General features: G+C 42.2%; 17 protein-coding genes. 6 read left to right on the top strand and 11 right to left on the bottom strand.

The genetic code is table 11. From position 1 onward, the window contains the following. Position 1 precedes the first annotated feature (1 nt). The 6 genes from EXT48_RS07675 to EXT48_RS07650 are packed head-to-tail and all read left to right on the top strand — an operon-like array spanning position 2 to position 7,491. The gene (locus tag EXT48_RS07675) at positions 2 to 1,978 is read left to right on the top strand and encodes a chemotaxis protein CheA (protein ID WP_130164092.1); all 1,977 of its coding nucleotides are present in this window, start codon (positions 2 to 4) and stop codon (positions 1,976 to 1,978) included. 14 nt (positions 1,979 to 1,992) lie between these two features. Further along, positions 1,993 to 4,227, top strand: coding sequence for a methyl-accepting chemotaxis protein (locus EXT48_RS07670; RefSeq protein WP_130164091.1), 2,235 nt, complete (start codon positions 1,993 to 1,995; stop codon positions 4,225 to 4,227). Between the two features lie 11 nt (positions 4,228 to 4,238). Further along, on the top strand, positions 4,239 to 5,039 hold the full coding sequence (locus EXT48_RS07665; RefSeq protein WP_039495891.1) for a protein-glutamate O-methyltransferase CheR: 801 nt from the start codon (positions 4,239 to 4,241) through the stop codon (positions 5,037 to 5,039). After that, a complete protein-coding gene (locus tag EXT48_RS07660) occupies positions 5,033 to 5,533 on the top strand; it encodes a chemotaxis protein CheD (protein WP_240703363.1) in 501 nt (166 codons plus the stop codon). The genes EXT48_RS07665 and EXT48_RS07660 overlap by 7 nt, the downstream gene beginning before the upstream one ends. Further along, a complete protein-coding gene (locus tag EXT48_RS07655) occupies positions 5,533 to 6,585 on the top strand; it encodes a chemotaxis response regulator protein-glutamate methylesterase (RefSeq protein ID WP_130164090.1) in 1,053 nt (350 codons plus the stop codon). The genes EXT48_RS07660 and EXT48_RS07655 overlap by 1 nt, the downstream gene beginning before the upstream one ends. A 54-nt stretch (positions 6,586 to 6,639) precedes the next feature. Then, on the top strand, positions 6,640 to 7,491 hold the full coding sequence (locus EXT48_RS07650) for a lysozyme inhibitor LprI family protein (RefSeq protein ID WP_130164089.1): 852 nt from the start codon (positions 6,640 to 6,642) through the stop codon (positions 7,489 to 7,491). A gap of 34 nt (positions 7,492 to 7,525) precedes the next feature. Here EXT48_RS07650 and EXT48_RS07645 read toward each other — a convergent pair whose 3' ends face one another. The 11 genes from EXT48_RS07645 to EXT48_RS07595 all read right to left on the bottom strand — a co-directional run bounded on the left by EXT48_RS07645 (position 7,526) and on the right by EXT48_RS07595 (position 20,490). Then, positions 7,526 to 7,918 (bottom strand): hypothetical protein, encoded by a 393-nt coding sequence (locus EXT48_RS07645; RefSeq protein WP_240703362.1) that lies wholly within the window; start codon positions 7,916 to 7,918, stop codon positions 7,526 to 7,528. A 58-nt stretch (positions 7,919 to 7,976) separates the two neighbouring features. After that, the gene (locus tag EXT48_RS07640) at positions 7,977 to 10,268 is read right to left on the bottom strand and encodes a diguanylate cyclase (protein WP_130164088.1); all 2,292 of its coding nucleotides are present in this window, start codon (positions 10,266 to 10,268) and stop codon (positions 7,977 to 7,979) included. 2 nt (positions 10,269 to 10,270) lie between these two features. Next, positions 10,271 to 11,248, bottom strand: coding sequence for a response regulator (locus tag EXT48_RS07635; protein ID WP_130164087.1), 978 nt, complete (start codon positions 11,246 to 11,248; stop codon positions 10,271 to 10,273). Further along, the gene (locus tag EXT48_RS07630) at positions 11,220 to 12,359 is read right to left on the bottom strand and encodes a response regulator (protein ID WP_130164086.1); all 1,140 of its coding nucleotides are present in this window, start codon (positions 12,357 to 12,359) and stop codon (positions 11,220 to 11,222) included. Before EXT48_RS07630 ends, EXT48_RS07635 begins: the two co-directional genes overlap by 29 nt. Beyond that, positions 12,349 to 14,247, bottom strand: a complete 1,899-nt coding sequence (locus tag EXT48_RS07625) for an EAL domain-containing protein (RefSeq protein WP_045989672.1) — start codon at positions 14,245 to 14,247, stop codon at positions 12,349 to 12,351. The genes EXT48_RS07630 and EXT48_RS07625 overlap by 11 nt, the downstream gene beginning before the upstream one ends. A 2-nt stretch (positions 14,248 to 14,249) precedes the next feature. After that, entirely contained in the window at positions 14,250 to 14,849 is a 600-nt protein-coding gene (locus tag EXT48_RS07620) for a response regulator (protein ID WP_010604755.1), read from the bottom strand. Positions 14,850 to 14,997: 148 nt separating this feature from the next. Further along, the gene (locus EXT48_RS07615) at positions 14,998 to 16,326 is read right to left on the bottom strand and encodes a Na+/H+ antiporter family protein (RefSeq protein ID WP_130164085.1); all 1,329 of its coding nucleotides are present in this window, start codon (positions 16,324 to 16,326) and stop codon (positions 14,998 to 15,000) included. 1 nt (position 16,327) lies between these two features. Next, entirely contained in the window at positions 16,328 to 18,271 is a 1,944-nt protein-coding gene (locus tag EXT48_RS07610; RefSeq protein ID WP_130164084.1) for a DUF3488 and transglutaminase-like domain-containing protein, read from the bottom strand. Beyond that, a complete protein-coding gene (locus EXT48_RS07605; protein ID WP_240703361.1) occupies positions 18,261 to 19,190 on the bottom strand; it encodes a DUF58 domain-containing protein in 930 nt (309 codons plus the stop codon). Before EXT48_RS07605 ends, EXT48_RS07610 begins: the two co-directional genes overlap by 11 nt. 14 nt (positions 19,191 to 19,204) lie before the next feature. Continuing rightward, a complete protein-coding gene (locus EXT48_RS07600; RefSeq protein WP_130164082.1) occupies positions 19,205 to 20,110 on the bottom strand; it encodes a MoxR family ATPase in 906 nt (301 codons plus the stop codon). Beyond that, complete coding sequence (locus EXT48_RS07595) at positions 20,107 to 20,490, bottom strand: response regulator (RefSeq protein WP_010372856.1); 384 nt, start codon at positions 20,488 to 20,490, stop codon at positions 20,107 to 20,109. Before EXT48_RS07595 ends, EXT48_RS07600 begins: the two co-directional genes overlap by 4 nt. Between the last annotated feature and the right edge of the window lie 262 nt (positions 20,491 to 20,752).

Here is a 20,752-nt window from a genome sequence, read left to right as displayed (position 1 = left end):
GATGGTTGATTTATCCGAAATTCAAGCGGTCTTTATTGAAGAAGCCAAGGAGTTGGTACTTCAATTTGAAGAAAGTCTCTTGGCAATGGAGTCTATACTGCCAAATAGTGACGACGAGATCATAAACGAGGCGTTTCGTGCTGCACATACCATAAAAGGCTCAGCCGGTGTTGTTGGCTATGACCATATTGTCGATTTTACGCATTTTGTTGAAGCAACAATGGAGCTTCTTCGTGATCACGCGCTAAATCCTTGCGAAAAACTGATTTCGACTTTGCTCGAATGTAATGACCATATAAATGCGTTAATTAAGTGCTTAGAGTCAAACGAAGATTTTCCTCAGGCGTTGACCGATGCTGAAGCTGGGCTGCTAGAAAGTTTAAAGTCATATAGTGGTTTGCAAGACCAAGCCTCAAGTGAGCAAACCGTTGTCGAAAATCAAGAAGCAACGCAGAGCTTTCGAGTCTCAGCGCAGTTTTATAAGGCCTGCATGGTGGATGGTTTTGATCCACTCTCGATTATTCGCTACATCGAAAGTAAAGGTAGTATGGTAGAAGTAGATTGGCTAATTGATGAGGTACCTGCGCTTAACGCGGTCACACCAGATGAACTAGAATTATGCCATTTTAGAATGCAGCTAGAGATACATCACTCTACGCGAGAAGATATTGATGAAGCATTTGAGTTTATTGCTGCAGAATCAAATATTGAGATAGCCCCAATTGAAGATGATAAGCCAACGCCAAAACTTGTCAAAACTGATAAACAGCCCACCAAAAATAACAAAGTCAAACCAAAGAATCCCGAGCGGATGATGAAAATACCGGCGCAGAAGCTAGATGAATTAGTCAATGAACTTGGCGAGCTGGTTATCGTGTCTGCGGCACTCGAAGATCACACCAAAACAATACGCGACTCGGCCCTTACCGAAATTGTTGAGCATATTCAACAACTCGTTAGTGATGTGCAAAGCAGTACACTGCAACTCAGAATGGTACAGATAGGCGAAACGTTTAATCGCTTTAGCCGTGTGGTGCGCGACACCTCAAAGGAGTTGGAAAAACAGGTTTCTTTAGAAATTATGGGGGCTGAAACCGAACTTGATAAATCAATGGTTGAAAAGATAGTCGACCCTCTTACGCATTTAGTTCGCAATGCCATTGATCATGGTATGGAGTCACCAGCACAACGAGCGGACAGTGGAAAGCCTGAATACGGTACTTTATCACTCAAAGCCTTTCATGATTCTGGCAGTATTGTAATAGAGATCAGTGACGATGGACGCGGGCTAGACAAAGACAAAATTAAAGAAAAAGCAATTCAGCGTAATCTGATCTCACCTGATACTGAGCTTACTGATAAAGAAATTGCTAACTTAATTTTCGAACCAGGCTTTTCCACAGCCGAAAAAGTATCAAATATCTCGGGGCGCGGTGTTGGCATGGATGTGGTGAGAAAAAACATTGAAGCGGTACGTGGAACGGTGAGTGTTGAATCTGTCGAGCACCAAGGTACGTGTTTCCAACTCAGGTTGCCGTTAACCATGGCCATTATCGATGGTTTTATGGTGAGTGTTGCTGATGCTAAGTTCGTCATTCCACTCGATATGGTTACAGAGTGTATTGAACTTCCGCTTGGCAATGGGGCAACTCGTCAAACCGATTACATTAATCTGCGCGGTACAGTGCTGCCATTTATTCATTTGAGTCGTATTTTCGACTTACCCACGAACCCTAAGATCAGACCAAGTATTGTCGTTGTGAAGTACGGTCAGTTGCGAGCAGGCATCGTCGTCGATCAGCTGTTAGGTGAGTTTCAAACGGTCATCAAACCACTTGGTGCGTTATTTGAAAAGATGTCGGGGATCAGTGGCTCAAGTATTTTAGGGTCAGGAGACATTGCGCTCATTCTTGATGTACCAAAGCTTATTCATGATTTTGCTCATGAACCTGAATCTAGAAAATTAGCTAACTCTTAATAAGGGGATACATAATGGGAATTTTACCAGCAATCTTTGACAAACAAGTTAATCAACTGTCGAAGGCAGTCGTAAACGCGATTGAACACTCAGATCTTACCCAAGTAAACCCCGCTTTATATGAAGGGGAAGCCAAAACACTTGCGACCAATATATTAAATTTGCTTAAAAGTAATGCAGAGTTAACGGCTATCGAGACTACAGGCACATTTGCTGCTCTCCTAGATGGTGCTGGTCGGATTGTTCATCAAAGCAATCAATTTACCCAGCTTATTGCAAATAACGCACAAAGTGATGGTGGGTATATTACTGATATGCTGTCGTTGCACAATAACTTTTCCGAGCTGATAGACAAAGCCACCATAGTGAATATGCCAAGCGGATCTTATCAATTAGAAATCATGAAATTGACACAGCCCATTGCTAACTGTAGTTTCGTGGCTAAATTAATCAGCCAATCGAGTTTGAGCGCTGGAAGTAATAGCGGTTTTTATAAACAAGCCATGGATTACAGTACCGCTTGTATTATGCTGGCTGATGAAAATTACGACATTGTTTATATAAATCGCGCCATGCGAGACATGTTACTCAGGTTAGAAACTGCGATCCAAAGCACGTTACCTACCTTTTGCGTTGACAAACTGGTGGGAGGAAGTATCGACCAATTCCACCGTAATCCAAGCCACCAGCGCACTATGTTAGCGAGTTTAAGCTCTACGCACGTTGCAAGACTCGGGTTTGGTGAGCACAGCTTGGAGCTCATGATCACCCCCGTATTTGATGAAAGCAATAAGCGTATTTCTACTACGGTTGAGTGGAAAGACGTAACTGATGAAAAGCGCAAAGAGCGCTTGTTAGAAGAAGAGTTTGGTGTTGCCTTCCAAGCGGTAGCTTGCGGGGAATTTGACAGACGCATTGAAGCCAGTGAGTTAGAGGGATCGATAGGCAGAATTGCAGAGGCATATAATAAGTCGATGGAAGTGCTGGAATCGGTACTTGAGGACAATTTTGCCGTGCTCAACGCAGTGAGTGAAGGTAACTTATCATTAAAGCCCAAAGTACAAGCACAAGGGCTTTTAGGTGAGCTGGCGCAACGTACAGCCAATCTCACCGATGTGTTAGATACTTTAGCGACCGATATCGTCGAGTTGGTTTCGCAAGCGGTCAAAGGAAACATCCAAAATCGCGCAGACACCTCAAACTATGCCGGCGCATTTAAAACCATGACTGATGGTCTTAACGAGGTATTGGAAGCGACTGAAAAACCGATTCAAGAAATTGCTAACGTCATGGAGGGGTTAAAAGAAGGTCGCCTTGATGTTGAGATTACAGGAAGCTATTCAGGTGTCTATGACGAGTTGAAGCAAAGCGTCAATAGTACAATCTCCAGTTTAAGTCGCATTATTTGTGATGTTCGTTCTAACTCTGAATCGCTAGCGCAGGCATCAACTGAAGTCTCCTCTACAGCACAGTCATTGGCACAGAGTGCAAGCGAACAAGCCTCATCAGTTGAAGAGACATCAGCCTCTGTTGAACAAATGACGGCATCCATTGCCCAAAATGCAGAAAACTCCAAAATCACCGATGGTATGGCATCAAAAGCGGCAGGTGAAGCACAAGAAGGCGGTAGCGCCGTGGAAGAGACCGTATCGGCCATGAAACAAATTGCCTCTAAGATAGGTATTGTTGATGACATTGCTTATCAAACGAATCTGTTGGCACTGAATGCTGCCATAGAAGCTGCTCGAGCTGGAGAGCATGGTAAAGGGTTTGCTGTGGTGGCTGCAGAAGTCAGAAAGCTTGCTGAGCGATCTCAATTTGCAGCGCAGGAAATATCTCAGTTAGCATCTGGCTCAGTGAGCAAAGCCGAGCGGGCAGGCAGTCTACTTGCTGAAATCGTACCTGCGATTGGTAAAACCTCTGATTTAGTACAAGAGATCTCCGCAGCGTCAGACGAACAAGCTGCGGGTGTCGGCCAAATCAACGACTCGATGAATCAAATCACCCAGCTAACGCAGCAAAATGCGTCATCGTCAGAAGAGCTAGCAGCCACCGCGGAAGAAATGTCCAGTCAAGCAGAGACGCTTACCCAGCTCGTCGCCTATTTTAAAATCGGAGATATTGAAAGCCAAAGCAAAATGCGAGTGTTAGAAGGCGGAAAACCGCAAACAGAAGCACAACCCGTCGCCGAGCGAAAAGAAGTTAGTGCTGGGCAAGCTCGCTCAAAAGAGCACTTTGAACAGTTCTAAGGAGGTGCCACATGATTGGGGACTTTATTAGCGATCAAGAATTTACCTGTATTGCTGACTTCTTCAAAGCCGAATCAGGAATACATCTTAGGGATCATAAAAAGAACTTAGTCTGTGGACGACTAAATCAAAGACTGAGGATTTTAGGATTAAGTAGCTATGGTGAGTACATTGAGTATCTAAAGATACCCAATAACAAAGGTGAGCGAAATATGTGCATCGACTTGCTGACTACCAATGAAACCTATTTCTTCAGAGAGCGTAAACACTTTGAAAAGCTAGCAGAGCTGTTTACCACGTACTACCAAAAGTCTGCACCAGATATTTGGTGTGCGGCTTGCTCTTCTGGCGAGGAAGCATACACCTTGGCCATGTGCACGCAGGAGCATTATGGTCACGGGAATTGGGTGGTGCGTGCCAGCGATATTTCTGAGCGGATGCTGGATTTAGCGAAAAAGGCAATTTACCCCTTACATCGTGCTAAAAACATTCCTGACGAATACCTAAGGAAATACTGTCTAAATGGCGTCGGAGAGAAGACCGGCTATATCATGGTGAATGATGAGCTCTATCATAAAGTTAATTTTTTCAAAAATAATCTACTTGTGCCTTATATCGGTGGTAAAGCTGACATAATATTCCTCCGTAATGCACTGATCTATTTTGAAAAAGATGAAAAGGTAAAAATCCTAGAAAATGTTTACAGGGCGATGCCGAAGCAAGGTTTTTTGTTTTTAGGACACTCCGAGAGCTTAAATGGCGTGTATGACAAATTTGAATCAATCGCCCCTGCGGTGTATGCAAAATGTTGATGCCAAGCAGAGACGTTGAATCAATATTTTTGCAGCCGGGTAGTTTGGCGATTGAGTCATTTCGTCCAGCAACGCTCAATACCTTGCTGGGGTCCTGTGTTTCATTTGTTTTAGTGTCTAAGCAGCACCAACTAGTTGTTGTGAGTCATATGCTATTGCCAACCACAGAAAAGCCGAATGACGATGAGCCCGCTAAATATGTCGATAAGACTTTTTCGTTGGTTCGCCAATATTTAAAGCGGTCTAGTATCCCTGAGAATTGTGTGGAGATTAAGCTTTTTGGTGGTGGAGAGATGTTCAAAACGTCTTGTTCAGAGACTGTCGGTATGCGAAACATCGAAATGAGTCATAAGCTGATTGACGATTATGGATTTAGGCTTGTCGCGCGCGATGTTGGTGGCCCTTATTATCGGAGAATTCAAGTGGATCTCAAGGATGGCGCTTGCCGGGTAGACCGTTTTCATGTTGCGTTATCGAGCAGGAGAGCAACCTGATGTCGAATAAAATTTCCGTCTATATTATCGATGACTCTGCTGTGGTAAGACAAACGGTCACTGCGATGTTGGAGTATTCGCCTGAAATCTGCGTAACTAAGGTGTTTAGCAACCCTGTCTTGGCGCAGCCTAGCGTGTTGGCAGAGCCGCCAGATGTTATTATTCTTGATATAGAAATGCCACAGATGGATGGCATTACCTTTTTACGCTGGCTCATGGCCAATAAACCTATCCCCGTGATCATTTGTTCATCGCTAACAACCACAGGTGCTCAATTGTCGGTAGAGGCACTATCTCTTGGCGCATTTGAAATCTTAACTAAACCAGAGTGTGGCTTAAAATCATTTCTTGAGTCTCAACGCGAGCAATTTATTAAAGTGGTTAAGCAAGCGAGATTCTACAGACCAAAGTCTTCTACGGAAGACATAAACCGTGCGCCTGCTATCAATGTCGCAATGAGCACTACTAACCTTGCCATTAATACCACTGATAAAGTGGTAGCCATCGGCACTTCGACAGGGGGGACGCAAGCGCTTGAGTACATATTTAGTCAATTAGAACCCGAATTGCCTGGTATTGTGGTGGTACAACATATGCCAGCCAACTTCACTAAAGCCTTTGCTCAAAGGCTAAATGATATTTCAAAATTAAGGATTAAGGAGGCTGAGCATAACGAACGCGTACTGGCTAACCATGTGTACATCGCGCCAGGAAGCCATCACCTTCAGCTTGTTCGTCGTGGTGCATTCTATTACACTCAGCTCAAAGATGGGCCGCCAGTGCAGCGCCATAAGCCTTCGGTCAATGTATTGTTTCAATCTGTTGCGAAGCAAGTTAGAAGTAATGCTATCGGATTTATATTAACCGGAATGGGCGCAGATGGTGCATTTGGTTTGTTAGAAATGAAGAAATCGGGGGCGAAGACTTATGCACAAGATGAAAGCTCCAGCATTGTATTTGGAATGCCAAAAGAGGCCATTAAGCTAAATGCTCACAGTAAAGAAGTGACTCTAGCGGATGTGCCGACGACAATAACTCAATGCTTTTCATAATGTTGCTGTTTTGGTAAGCGCAACTCTTGTCTACACGATTAAAAGGAAATTAGCTTGAAAGCGGCCATATTAACCCGAACTTTTTATCATGGATTGGCTGCGGTTATAGCCATCACTCTATTTGGATGTGCGCCACAAAATAGGACAGTTTTAACACCCACCAAGAAATTGAACGTTGAAGCGTTTCACTGTGGCGAGCAGTGGATGACAGAGGTCGATGACCTTTTAATAAGTGGTGATGGTAGCGGGCATGGTCCTGATCTTGGCAGCCAAGAATGGCAATCGGTCATCGAGTTTAAACTTGGTGTAAGAAGTTACTCGGATAAGCCCGACCGTAGCACGCAGGATTGGTGTCGCTATATTGACGAGCACTTAAAACAACATACCCTACATACGCCTTCATTCGCTTGTAACGAGGTAAGAGCTGGAAGCATGGAAGCCGTTATTTGTGATAGTGCGGCGTTGTCTCGACTGGATCGCAGGCTCAATTCTGTGTATGAAAAAATTGTAAAAGAGCCGCATTCGAAGCAGCTTCAAGCCGAGCAAAGAGGGTGGATAAAAGGGCGCAATGCGTGTTGGAAATCTAGCGATAGCACGCATTGTTTGAAGCAGTCGTATATTCACCGTATTGCCGAGCTTGAGGCTCGTTTTGCATTAGTGACGAGCTCCGGGCATACGACGTATCTCTGTAACGATAAGTTATTATCCGTTTTTTACTATGATACTCAGCCACTAAGCATGGTCGCAGAATTTAATGACAGTGAAAAGCTGATGTTTATCGATAACTCCGCCAGTGATACTCATTACCGCGGTGGCGATTATCACCTTAAAGTACAAAGTAATGTAGCAATATTAACTTGGGGTTATTATCAACAGCCCATCCAGTGCAGGGTTACAGTAGACTAAATTTAGAAGCAGATTAGCGCTTCGAGTTGAAGCGCTAATCACCGGTTGAATGATAGCAAATCTTGTCGAGCATCATGATAATAAACGAGTCGTCTTTTGCTTTTCCTAAGAACTCCATTGCATTAAATTCAAACGTCCCATCAGATTTGACTTCGTATTGAAGAAGAAAATCAAACTTTTCGCCTTCTTCTTCTACATAACCATCAATATTTATGTAGTTTCTGCCCCAATCGCTTGTGAGATAATCCCAAGTGAGTTCAGTAAAAAAATTATTCATAACTTGGCGAAAAGTGTAGTCGCTACACTCTTTAAACGGTGTGTCCTGCATTCTGTCAATTTCTAACTCAGCAGTATAATCGGCGTAAGCTACTGATGAGGAGACTAAAAATCCAAGTGCAGCTAGGTTAAGTGAGAACTGTTTCATCATTTTCCATTTTTATGTCCGACGCGAAATTAAAGTATATCAAGCAATATGAAATATTTTGTTATTCGAACCAAACTACTTTATTTTTGCCAGTATGTTTAGCCTCATACAAAGCTTTATCAGCATCATTTAAATGTCCTGTAATAGACATTTTTTCCATCTCGGGAAGTACCGCTTTTACACCAATGCTGACCGTGAGGTGTATTTTCTCTTTTTCTGACAGTGTAATTTCCAAGTTAGATATGGATTCTCTGATGGTCTCAATCAATGCGCTAGATGATCCATGTGTGGCATCGAGTAACACAAATGCAAACTCCTCACCTCCCATTCGCGCAGTAAAATCATCACTGCGTAGCGCATCCTTTATGGTGTAAGCAATCAGCTTGATGGCTTTGTCACCAGCATCGTGACCGTAGGTATCATTAATAGACTTAAAGTTATCGATATCTACCATACCAATTAAATAGGGGAAGGATATCTCACCAACTTCGGCGGCTTTTTCCATAAAGGCACGTCGGTTGGGCAGGCCTGATAAGGTGTCGGTCATTGCAAGTTCAAGCAGTTTGTTTTCTGCTTCTTGGCGCTCTTTATCGAGTTTAACCGCATAGTATAAACCCGCTAGAGAATCGACCAGTGGTTGTAAGAATTTTGCATCTTCTTCGGTATAGTCAAAAAACTTATTCGCCAGTCCAATCATACCGATCAATTCGCCATTGAGCTTTATCGGCAGCCCCAAAAACTTAGAGATCCTTGGATGTCCTTTTGGCGTGCCTTTCGAGGCAGGGTGCTTGCCTCGTTCATTACTAATGACGGTTTTTCCCGTCAGGATCACTGATCCGAACAGATTATTAAAATCAGTAAAATAGAGATCGTTATCATAATATCTCTGTACCAATTGAGAGCTTAAATCATTCCACTGCATTTCTGAAATAGCATGAATAAAGAGCCTTGGTACACCGGCGGTATGCTCAAGCTCGCCGATCAGCGCAAATTGGCTATCCGCAATGTCGATGAGCTCTTCTAGAATCTCACGGCATGATTTAGACAGATCACCAGTCTTTAAATAGGCTGACTGTGCTTTACTGATAAAAGACAGTAATTGTTTTTGCTTTCGCTCTTGCAACTGTGCTTCCATCCGGTAAGTAATATCCCGGTGAGTACCAGCAAGGCGCAGTGCTCTGCCGTTATTATCGCGTTCAACCACTTTGCCATAGGTTTCTATCCACACCCAGTGTCCGTCGGCATGCTTCATTCTATAGGACGTGGTGTAGGCATCGGTTAACCCTTGTAGGTGCTTGGCTAGGTCTCTTTCTACGTGACTACGATCGGCTGGATGAATAAGTTGGCGGAAGTAATTAACGCTGGTCTCAACGTATTCAAATTCAATTCCAAGCATATCACACCACTTTTTATTAACTTTATTGATATCTGCCGGAATATTCCAATCCCATGTACCTAGCTCCGAGGCTTCGAGCAACAGGCGCATCTGTCGGTTCGTCTCATTGAGTTTGTCTTCGGTGTACTTTTGCGCAGTATTTTCGGTAATAAAAGCCTGAATACTTGTCATTCTGCCGTCGTGGTTAAAATGCGCCACGGTGATCATACGGATCCAGATCTGTTTTGAGTCTAATGCCATCTCTAGCAAAATTTCAGACGCTTCTAACCCATCCAAGTGGTTTTGTAAGTTAAAATGAAATTTCTCAACACTTGGCTCGGTGAGTAAGTCTTCGAAATGCAATTCCCCGGAGCATAAGTGAAAAGCGTCAATACCAATCACGCGCTCAATATTCGGAGAAACCGTACGAATGCGCAGCCCATTATTATACTTCCACTTAATTAACACGATTGGTGAAAAACGGATTAACTCTTGATCTTCGAGGTATAACGAATAGTTTTTTTGTAGCTCTAAAATATTGGTGATAAGACCGCTGATCGTCTCGAGTAAATGAACATCTCGCTCGGCATAGTTTTTCGGTTTGGTATCGATTAAACATACGCCACCGATTGGCTTGCCGTCGAGTCGAAAAGGTACACCCAAGTATGAGCGAATGTAGGGCTCGCCAGTCACGAGCGGGTTATTAGCATAGTTTTCATCCAAGGCGGTATCTGGAACAAGTAAAGACTTGTTATGTTTGATTAAGCTCTTACAAAAAGCATCTTGCTCCGGTGTCCTATCGGCTAGGATCCCATGTCTGGCGATAAGATGTTGCCATTGCCCTTCGATTACAGTGACTAAAGTTATTGGTACCTCAAAATAATCAGATAGGGAGGTAAGTAGCGTATTTAGGTCGGCGAGCGGAAAGCTTGATTCGACTAAATCTTGCGTTAATTCAACTTTTGCAAAAGTATCCACGCCTACTCTCCATTATTTAAAAATGCAGCAAGTTGAGTGGTATTACTTTGTATCTCGTGAGGTAGCGCGGTATCGAGTAACTTTTCCAACTGAATTTCTAGTTCTATCTGTTTTCTTGGCAGTAAGGATTGCTCAATGTTATCCAGTACGAACAGATAGTTATGGGTCGGTGATGGTAATATTTTATAGTTTCTGAAAACTTCTTGCGCCGCAGCTGCCAATTTCGCTGTGGTGAGTTCGCAAGTTGGCAACGCATAGTAAGTGAGAACGGGGTTTATCGAGTAACATAATAGCAGTTCGGTGATAACTTCATAGACGTTAATTTCGTCTGTTACTTCGACTTTTTCTATGGTGATCAGATAGAACTCTTCGTCTTTTGGATTGCTGCGGATCTCACATCTTAAAACACCAAGAGGAGTGTAGTAGATGCCATTACCACTAAAGCATGCCGAGAACTCTGCAAGTATCTGAGATTCTATGTCTTTGCTGAGATTATGCTCGACAACTTGGCCTTCATTATTGATTAATACCCGTGGACAATCACGCTTTTTTAGTTGTTCCTGTAAAACCGTTTTAAAATAATTATTATTGTATACGTCTATTGCTGCATTAACTTCTTCGAGTAATTTGTCGTTCTCCCATGGTTTACACAAAAACTTATGCGCAACCTTGCTATTAATCATATCAATAAGCATATCTGAGTCGGTGTAACCGCTAAGAATTAGGCCAATTGCACCAGGGTTTATTTTTTTGGCTCGTTTTAGAAAATCTCCACCATTCATTAGCGGCATTCTAAAATCAGAGATAATAACCTGAACGGGGTGCGTGTCTATGTAATCAAGAGCTTCAAAAGGATTATCAAAACTGACAACCTCTACCGAAGGCAGCCGTATGACTCGTTTTAACGCCTTAAGTATTGACGTTTCATCGTCTAATATCAGTACTTTGTAACTAACTAAAGTATTTGCTTCTGAGTTCATAGAAAAGCTCCAACCAATCTTGGCTCTTTTGATCAAAAAAGGTGTTGATCACCGTCTGATTGACTTCTTTATTGGTGATAGTGTCTATAAGCAACAATAGCTTAGTGGCATTGCAATCTGAGCTACCCATTTCTAGGGCATTAATGAGCGCATACAATTGATCTGTGATGGCTGACTCGTAGCCAATTAATGTGGCTGTATAAAGGGCGATATGCAATTTCTCGGTATAGCAACTCTGTGGGGAGTGACATTGACTTTCGGTAATAAGCTGAGCTATTTCTGAGCCGAGCTCGCCAAGAAATAATAAGGATTGAAGAAAAACAACGCGCTCAGAGTCAATTGATCCGTCATGTAGCTTATGTACCAATTCCTTAAGTAATTTGACCTTTCTAAAATTAATATCGCTTAACTGCTCACAGTTCGCGATATCATATCTGGCTGCAACCATATTATGATAACACACAGAGACAATAATTGCAGACACTAAATCAACACCGAGGGTCTTAATTGCGGTAGAGAGGGAGTATTGCTTCGTCGATAATCCCACATAAGCACTGTTACACAGGTGGAATAATTTAGCTTGAATGAGCACCTCTTGTTCCAGCATTGCTTCAAGCTTGTGAAAATCTAAATCAATGTCTTCAATTTTACTTAGCAAGATAGGCAATTCATTTTCAATGAAAGTTTCATTTAGGGCACGCTTTATTGCTTCACTTAATGGCAGCTCATTGAGTCGATAAAAAGCGGTGATAACCTCATCGAATTCTTCTCTTCTAAATGGCTTAGCGACGATAAAGGTAGCAGAAATTGAAGACTTACACAGTACCTTGCCTGTGGTATCGCCGGTTAATAACACGGTGAGGACTTGTGGATAACGGCGCCTCACGATATTGATTAATTCAACACCGTTAATCGATGGCATAAGGTAGTCACTCACTAAGATATCGATGCTTGCTAACGTATCTAGGGATTCTATGAATTGTTTAGGTGATGAAAAGGTCAATATTTCAGCGCCTTCCATGCTGATTTTGAAGTGGCGGTGGAGCGACTTCAACATTAACTCATCGTCATCAACGAGCACAATCCGTGGCACTTGGCTTTTAATAGACATAGTGAGTAAACTCCTCAAGTAAAACAGGTTTTCCGATGAGATATCCTTGTACTTCATCGCATTTTAACTGTTCTAGAATTTCAAGCTGTTCCACGGTTTCTATACCTTCAGCGACAACTTTTAATTCAAGGTCGTGAACTAATCGAATAACATTTTGGACAAGATCTCGAGCTGATTTTGAACTGTCGATGTTTTCAATCAGGCTTTTGTCAATTTTGATAACATCCACTGGCAATTTTGAAATATAGCCCAATGAGGAATAGCCCGTACCGAAGTCATCGATGGCAATGGAGAATCCGATTTCTTTTAATTGTAGTAATTTAGTTTTAGCTTGCTCGAGATTTTCTAAAACAAAGTTCTCGGTGATTTCTAACTCGAATTGCTCGGGTTTGAGCGAATACCTTTCAATAATCGAATACATGGTTTGTACAAAGCAGGGATCGGAAAGTTGATAAGGTGAAACATTCACTGCGACTTTTTGGATCTCTAGTTCTTCCTTTTGCCATTCGCACAGTGCGATACACGCCTGCTCAAGCACCCAAGTTCCTATTTTGACTATTTGTCCGTCTTTTTCTGCCAACGGAATAAAATAATCTGGTGAGTTAGCGCCAAACTGGGTGTTCTTCCAGCGAATTAACACTTCACAACTATTGATTGAATGTTCATTTAAATTAAGTTTAGGCTGGAACCTTAGATAAAACTCATCATTATCAACGGCGTTAAATAATGCCTCAGAGACTTTATGTTCGTTTAGTTTTTCTGAAAGCAGTGATTGCGAATAACGCATATAGAAATCAGTGCGTGACTCGCAAACAAATTGGGTATAGATAACTAAGCTGTCTATTGCTTCCGAGAGTGGTTGCTCAGGCTCAATCATGGTGTACGAGACAGAGAACTTGATTTGGATATTTTTGCGAATGAAAAATTGTTTAATTGAGTTGATTAACTCATCTAAAAATTTGTGTACCTCAATTTCACTTTGTACTGAATCTAACCAGAAAATGGCTTGATCAAAGCTGATTTCAAGCATCGAAAAATGAGTCGCTTCGCTCAGTAGAGCATGATCTATGATTTTTTTAAACGTATCTGAATATATTGGGGTATTAGAAATAATATTCTTAACCAACAAATCTCGAATTTTCAGGCAGATCATTACAGAGTTATCGGTGCGATTGATATGTTCAAGAAAGCCCAGTTTGCTCTGATAGAAGTTTGGATATTTATCCTGCTCGTTGGAGAGGGGTTTAATGATAAGTAGGTAGCTGGATTCTGTTTTTAGCTTGAGCTCAACTTGACATAATACCCCAGAGCTTTTTAGTGTTGCAATTCTGCGTTCAGTAAAATCATCAAGGCATTTATCACTTTCAAAGTTAAACAGTTGAAAAAAGTTACCTTTATTGACCTCGTTCAACACTAATTCCGTGTAAGCGTAATTGCAATCGATGACATTACCTATGGTATTTACTTCGACTAAAGGTGCATTATTATTACGCAGGATTTGGGTTTTTAATTCGTTTTTGTGATGGTTTGTGAGTGCCGCTTCTATCGTTGTGTACAGCTCTTCGTTATTCCAAGGCTTGGATAAAAACTTAAAGGTATTATTCGCGTTGATCAGCGACTTCATATCGTCATAATCAGCTTGTCCACTGAGCACGATGCATTCAATACTAGGATCATGCTTTTTCACTTCTTGGATAAGCTCTTGGCCATTCATGTTGGGCATTCTGAAATCAGTAATAAGCACATGCGGTTTGTGCTCTTGTATCAAACCGAGCGCTTGTCTTGGGTCATCGGTATATACCACTTCATAATGCTGTAAACGCAGAGTGCGTTTAAGCGACTTTAGAATATCAATTTCATCATCAACCAACATGATAGGTGCATTCATAGCTACCCCTGTATTAGCGCATTAATTTTTTCTAACAGAATAGAGTTATCAAACGGTTTAGAAAGGGCATCATTGGCGCCCATCGCTTTGGCCTTTTCAAGTTCTACATCATTTAACGCAGAGATCACCAAAATCTTAATCGCTTTAAATTCTTCTTTTTCGCGGATAAATGAGATCACTTGAAAGCCATCCATTCCCGGCATGGAAAGATCGAGCGTGATTAAACTTGGTTTAAACTCCGAGATGGCAATGCCTGCCATAAAGCCATCCCCAGCTTCTTGTATCAAATAATCGTTGCCTATCACTCGTCGTATCGCTTTTCTATACTGGGGCTCGTCATCAATGATAAGCACCTTAGCTAAATCCCGTTCTTTATCAGAGTGTAGACCACTTTCTGCGATTTGATAGTCGCTAATAAAGTCTTGCGAAAGGGGGATTTTGTGCTTGTTTAAAAAGGATAAAAAGTCTTCAAGTAAGACACGGTAGTTACCGCGTCCAGGAAGCTTATGACCCTTTAATTCGCCATTGGCAATCCAACGGCTCACACTGCGTTGGTGTACGTTACAGTAACTGGCTATTTCGCTTGGTTTAAGTGTTTGCATAGTCTTTTTGCTTTAATTCTCTTACCTATTGGTATAGCACAAGAAAACTAATAAGACAAAAGCGACATTAGAGACAAAGAAAATACAGTATGTTTATGAGCTGATGGTATCAAGGCGGGGAGCCTTGATACCATCATGATTGATAAACCTATAACACCATCGCGGCTATCCAGCCAAAGCAGAGTAGTGGGATGTTGAAGTGAATGAATGTAGGTACCACGGAATCCCATATGTGATCGTGCTGGCCGTCGGCATTTAAGCCAGAAGTGGGTCCAAGTGTGGAGTCTGATGCAGGAGAGCCCGCGTCGCCTAGTGCACCTGCGGTTCCCACCAAGGCGGCGGTAGCCATAGCAGAAAAGCCAACCTCTAGAGACAAAGGTACAAATAGCGTGGCAATGATTGGCACGGTTGAAAATGAACTGCCAATTCCCATGGTAATAAGTAAGCCAACAAGCAAAATCATCGCAGCGGCAAGTGGTTTATTGTCGCCGACAAAATCAGCACAACTTGCTACTAAACTTGCCACATCACCCGTTGCTTTCATGACGGAGGCAAAGCCTTGAGCAGAGATCATGATAAAACCTATCATTGCCATCATCGCCACACCTTTACTGAAAACATCGGAGTTTTGTTCCCATTTCACAATACCAAAGAGGCTAAAAATCATCACGCCAACGAGCCCACCTAATATCATTGAGCCACTGTTATTTTGTGCGATGAGAGAAGCCAGCACCGCAGTGCCGCCGACGATCATCACTTTGGTTGCTTCTTGGCCTTCAGGTACTGTATTTGACTGAGTACTTTGCTGTTGACTCACTTCATAAACTCGCTTTTTACGATAAGTAATGAAAACGGCAATCAACAGGCCAATCAGCATACCAAGCGCAGGGATCACCATAGCGTATGGCACGTCGAACTTAACCAATTCTAAACCATTGTCTACAAGGTTTTTATGCAAAATAGAGTAAAGATAAATGCCACCGAATCCATATGGCAACACCATATAGCTGGTCGCTAAGCCAAACGTTAAAATACACGCAATCGCACGGCGGTCTATCGTCAGCTTGTTCAGTACGACTAATAGCGGTGGAATGAGGATAGGAATAAACGCAATATGAACTGGCACAAGGTTTTGAGACGCAATCGAGCAAGCCAAAATGATAACCATTATAAACATGCTTAAAAACGTTGAGCCTTCGCTATTATTGGCATTAACCAATTTGAGCAGCTTTTGCGCGAGGATTTGAGTTAAGCCAGACTTCGAAATAGCAACCGCAAACCCACCTAACATGGCATAGCTTAAGGCTATTTCTGCGCCACCAGATAGCCCATCATTAAAAGCGTTTAAGGTTGTCTTCAAATCTAAACCGGCCACCAAGCCCGCCGCTATTGCACTGACGGTCATGGCGACAATTACATTTATTCTAAAGAGGGTTAACCCCAGCATGAGCAAGACGCCCAAAATAACAGCATTCATACTATTTTTTTGCCTTTCTTTTTATTGATTTATACAACCTCTTCAACTCACCAAGCTCAAGTTTATTAAGTGGTTTTTGTTGATACTGTGACTTTTCAATTAATTGATAAAACTGCCAAAGCGACGCATCTAACTCAGGAAACAACTTACATAACTCAACAATATGTTGTTTCGCCGTAGTGCCATTTAGCTGCCCTTTGAAATCGGACACTATAGCATTGTAATAGACAAGTTCGATAGGGCGTTTATGCCGAGTAAGCTGCTTGCTAAGGTAAAATAGCGCAATTGAGAGCAAAAGCAGCATAAACAGGGAAAATATGCCCGCCCAAAGCTGCCCATTGCTCCCAAACCACTCTTTAAACAGTGCGCCTTGCTTTTCTTTGTCAAAATTAATGACGACGCGAGTCCACTGATAGTCAAGCTCCTCGAGCTGTAATCGCAACCAATTAATAGATTGCCAATTAGACAAGCCAATTAAGCTGTAGCCCAAACCGCTTTTGAACTCACTCGATAATTGTTCTAACTGAGAAAGGCTCCCTGTCATGCGCTCTGGGGCAATCCAGGCAGTTGGGTCTAAGCGTTGCCAGCCAACTCCTGGTGTAAAATATTCAACCCAAGCATGTGCGTCATATTGATAAACGCTGTAATAGCCTTGATTGTCATTTTTTTCACCGCCCAGATAACCAGAGACCAAGCGAGCGGGGATACCCGCGCTTCGCAGTAGAAATGCCGCAGCCGAGGCGTAATGACCACAAAAACCATTAAACGAGCTAAATAAAAAGTCATCAATCCTATTGTCCGATTGGGCTGTAGTTGGCGTTAAGGTATAGACAAAACCATTTTGCAAAAAATAGCGCTTCATTAATTCAATGAATTGGCTCGTTGTTGTCGATTGACTGTCCCAATCGCGCGCCAGTTGCCTTGCCTGTTGATTAATGCCGTCAGGTAATGCGGTATTACGCCTATAATACCAAGGCGTTAACGAATCTTGGGGTTCAAAGTCAGTGAAATCGATTTGATACTCGACAGGTTTTGCTGATAGGTTTTTCAAATAGACCGTGCCAAATACGTTACTATTCAACTTAGCGTTTTTCGAATAAGAGTATGACAGGCCGTACAACCAGGGAAGTTGGCTTGGCTGCGCAATAATGGTAGCTGCGCCAATTGGCTCTTTGGGCAACGCTCTGATATTGGTACCTTGATACTCAGAGACTTTCCATTGCCGTCCGTCAAACTCATCGTGAATAATTGCACGCCAATAGAAAGGCCCCGTTTGTTGAGTGTTCTCAAATGATGCCCGAAACACCAAGTCGCTGGACTGGGATAAATTTGCGAAATTGAAAGGATCTACATTCTCAGATAACCCTGTTTTTGCTTGATTCTGCGGTGCAGGTAACTGCCAAAATGCCGGGAGTTTAGGTAAAAAAACAACTAATAAAGTAGCCACGGGCAGCACCAATACCAATCCCTTTGCGCTTACCTTAAGCGCAGATTTGAACCTTAGGTTTTGCTCGAGATTAAGCATGATAGCTAAATTAACAGCCAACAAAATTAATACCAAAAACGCTGCAAATATGCTTTGTGTAAAAAGAAATAAGCACGGGTAAGTAAAGAAATTCAAAATACATATTTGTGTAAATTGGCGGGGTTGCGTGGCATGCACTTGTTTAAGCAGCGATGCAACCAACATCAAAGCCACAAAAACATTCACGCTGTTTTTTAGACCTATTAATGAGGCCGTCGCAATGGCGCCGAGTAAAGTGATCAAGTTAATAAAACGAATGCTTAACACGCTTGGTTTAGTCACCAATCTGGATGCTTGCCACAGCGTCAAAACGGTACATAACCCGACAAAGCCGATACCAAAATCATCAACAAGAATAATGCTCAGCAGCCATAAAAATAGTGACGTGCTGTAGTACCATTTTGGGAAGCTAGAATTCACTTAATGCCTCCAAGCAACATAGTTTATGGGTTTCACCCTGACCGAACGGGATCCTGTTCTGCTGAAGTAACAGGGCATAACTTGTTTGTTGCTTATCGGCGTCAAGCACCATAGTACAGAGCTTACTCAGACGTTCTTCTTTGCTGCCTGAAAGCTTAGAATAATCGAAAATAATGCGGTGTAAATCGGCCGACTCCGGTGCATTCTGCTTAATTAGCATCTGTTCCGTCTTGGCGTAATGCTTCCAAGAAACGCGGCTTAAACTCATCCCTTTTTGATATTGCGAGAGATGGTCGAACTCAACTGAACGCTCATTCTGTTGTATGCTTTGGCTAGTATTCGAAGCACTGCCGAAGCTAAACTCTGTGTCTACAACGGGCAATGGAGTAGGATACACGTAGAAAGCATCGTTTGGTTTTATATACGACCAAGTACGAATAAGACCAAATGGGAAGTAGCTGAGGATTTTAATTACCCCCGTATCATATACACCACGAGGTAAATCAGGGGCGGCTAACTCAATAACTTTTTCATCACTCACTTTGGAAATATGGGTAGCCGTTTGGTTGTATTCACTTAATAGTCTGAGTGATTGGATCTCTGCGCTAGATGAAATACTGAGTCTAATAGATGAACTGTATGGGCTAAAATTAGCATTACTTCCCAAATATCGGACATTTGTATTGTTCAAGTTAAAAAAACCTAAAAATAGGGCGGCTATCATCATCACAGCCATAATGTAGGACACTGCAAGGATTAGGTTATTCTGATAGTTGATCCCCAATACAAAATTAAGCAAAGCCACAGCGATAAAAAAACCGCCATCCTTGGATGGCAGTATGTAGATATTATTATGAGATAACCGTATTTCTGAGCGTTGATGTCGTTTATAAATATGCTGCTTAACTTTCCGTTTCAAGCGGTTAATCATGCTTAATGTACCGGTACGTTTTGAAAGACCTGTGTCTTAACTTCTGCTTCATTCGTCGTGGTGATGCCAAGTCGATGGGCACAGACTGAAGTGAAAACCGCTTGAACGTCATCAGGTATGACGAAATCTCGACCACTAATAAACGCATATGCACGACTTGCGGCTGCAAGTGCAATGCTAGCTCTTGGCGACAAAGGATCGCTAAATTGACCTGAGCTTCGTGTGTAATTAACTAAGCGAAGGATGTAATCAATAATAGCGTCACTTAGCACAATGTTAGGCACAACTTGTTGATACGCCAACAGTGTTTTACCATCGATCACTTGTGGTGCTTGAGTCAATTTTCTCGCTTTTCCAGCTAATTTAATTAACTGCGCTTCTGCCATTTCCGAGGGGTATCCCAAGCTTATACGCATAAAAAAGCGGTCGAGTTGTGACTCAGGCAGTGGATGCGTGCCTGATTGATGCTGAGGATTTTGCGTTGCAATCACAAAAAATGGGCTAGGGAGCTCATGGCTTACGCCATCGATGGTTACTTGATGTTCTTCCATGGACTCCAACAAGGCGCTTTGAGTTTTTGGACTTGCGCGGTTGATTTCATCGGCCAGTAAAACTTGGCTGAAAATTGGACCAGGATGGAATTCAAAAGACTGATGTTCACGGTTAAAAATAGAAGTGCCGGTAATATCGGCTGGGAGTAGATCGCTAGTAAATTGCACTCGACGATATGTCAGACCTAACACATCAGCAAGAGAATGAGATAGCGTCGTCTTACCCATACCTGGTAAATCTTCGATTAGAAGATGGCCGCGACACAAAAGACTGCAGATCGCGAGTTTTATTTGTTCAGGCTTTTCTAAAATAACGGTAGAGAGCGCATCGGTAAGTTTCTTTATTTCTTCATTCATGTAACCAGCTCTAAACGCTTCATTACCGAATCCACTTTATGTGCATTGAAAGGTTTAGCGATAAAGCCCTTAGCACCAAGTTCCCAAGTATTTTGAACATTCTCCATACTATTATGGCCAGAGCACATGATGACATGGGCCACAGGAAAGTTTTCGTTGATGTAGGAAAGAATTTCGGTGCCATCTGTATCGGGAAGCTCAATATCTAAAAAGACAACACTGGGTTGTTTATGCTTTAGTAGCGGCTTTGCGGAATCAAAGTCTTCACAACCATAAACTTCTTCAAACCCTAAGTTCTCCAAAATCTGTGTCAGAAAATCTCTGATCTCAACAGCGTCATCAATTATCAAGATTGGTTCTAGCGGTCTTACAAATTCCATATGTCGATACTTCAAATTACAAATTCAACCACATACTATAAAAAGCGAAACCATAGCTCAATAGAAAATACAGTAAACTTTTTATTAATGTCCGATACCGTCTAGTATTGGACATTAGTAAGGTGCTTTATATGGTTTCTCACATAATTCATTGCATCCCATAATTTACGTTATGTTAAATTAAATAAATTTTAGATGAGGAAAGTCTACTCCCTTATAAAATCAAAGGTTCAGTATCGCTCGTCTGGTTGGTGTATAACTA

The organism is Pseudoalteromonas sp. CO348 (assembly GCF_004208845.1).
Classification (GTDB): Bacteria; Pseudomonadota; Gammaproteobacteria; order Enterobacterales; family Alteromonadaceae; genus Pseudoalteromonas; species Pseudoalteromonas maricaloris.
Note: the sequence above shows the minus strand (reverse complement) of the source record. Positions and strands in the feature narration are given on the sequence as shown.

Bases quoted from the DNA above. Each gene is read 5' to 3' on its own strand.
- EXT48_RS07675 (WP_130164092.1), top strand. From the start codon at position 2: ATGGTTGATTTATCCGAAATTCAAGCGGTCTTTATTGAAGAAGCCAAG.
- EXT48_RS07670 (WP_130164091.1), top strand. From the start codon at position 1,993: ATGGGAATTTTACCAGCAATCTTTGACAAACAAGTTAATCAACTGTCG.
- EXT48_RS07665 (WP_039495891.1), top strand. From the start codon at position 4,239: ATGATTGGGGACTTTATTAGCGATCAAGAATTTACCTGTATTGCTGAC.
- EXT48_RS07660 (WP_240703363.1), top strand. From the start codon at position 5,033: ATGTTGATGCCAAGCAGAGACGTTGAATCAATATTTTTGCAGCCGGGT.
- EXT48_RS07655 (WP_130164090.1), top strand. From the start codon at position 5,533: ATGTCGAATAAAATTTCCGTCTATATTATCGATGACTCTGCTGTGGTA.
- EXT48_RS07645 (WP_240703362.1), bottom strand. From the start codon at position 7,918: ATGATGAAACAGTTCTCACTTAACCTAGCTGCACTTGGATTTTTAGTC.
- EXT48_RS07635 (WP_130164087.1), bottom strand. From the start codon at position 11,248: ATGAACTCAGAAGCAAATACTTTAGTTAGTTACAAAGTACTGATATTA.
- EXT48_RS07630 (WP_130164086.1), bottom strand. From the start codon at position 12,359: ATGTCTATTAAAAGCCAAGTGCCACGGATTGTGCTCGTTGATGACGAT.
- EXT48_RS07625 (WP_045989672.1), bottom strand. From the start codon at position 14,247: ATGAATGCACCTATCATGTTGGTTGATGATGAAATTGATATTCTAAAG.
- EXT48_RS07620 (WP_010604755.1), bottom strand. From the start codon at position 14,849: ATGCAAACACTTAAACCAAGCGAAATAGCCAGTTACTGTAACGTACAC.
- EXT48_RS07615 (WP_130164085.1), bottom strand. From the start codon at position 16,326: ATGAATGCTGTTATTTTGGGCGTCTTGCTCATGCTGGGGTTAACCCTC.
- EXT48_RS07600 (WP_130164082.1), bottom strand. From the start codon at position 20,110: ATGAATGAAGAAATAAAGAAACTTACCGATGCGCTCTCTACCGTTATT.
- EXT48_RS07595 (WP_010372856.1), bottom strand. From the start codon at position 20,490: ATGGAATTTGTAAGACCGCTAGAACCAATCTTGATAATTGATGACGCT.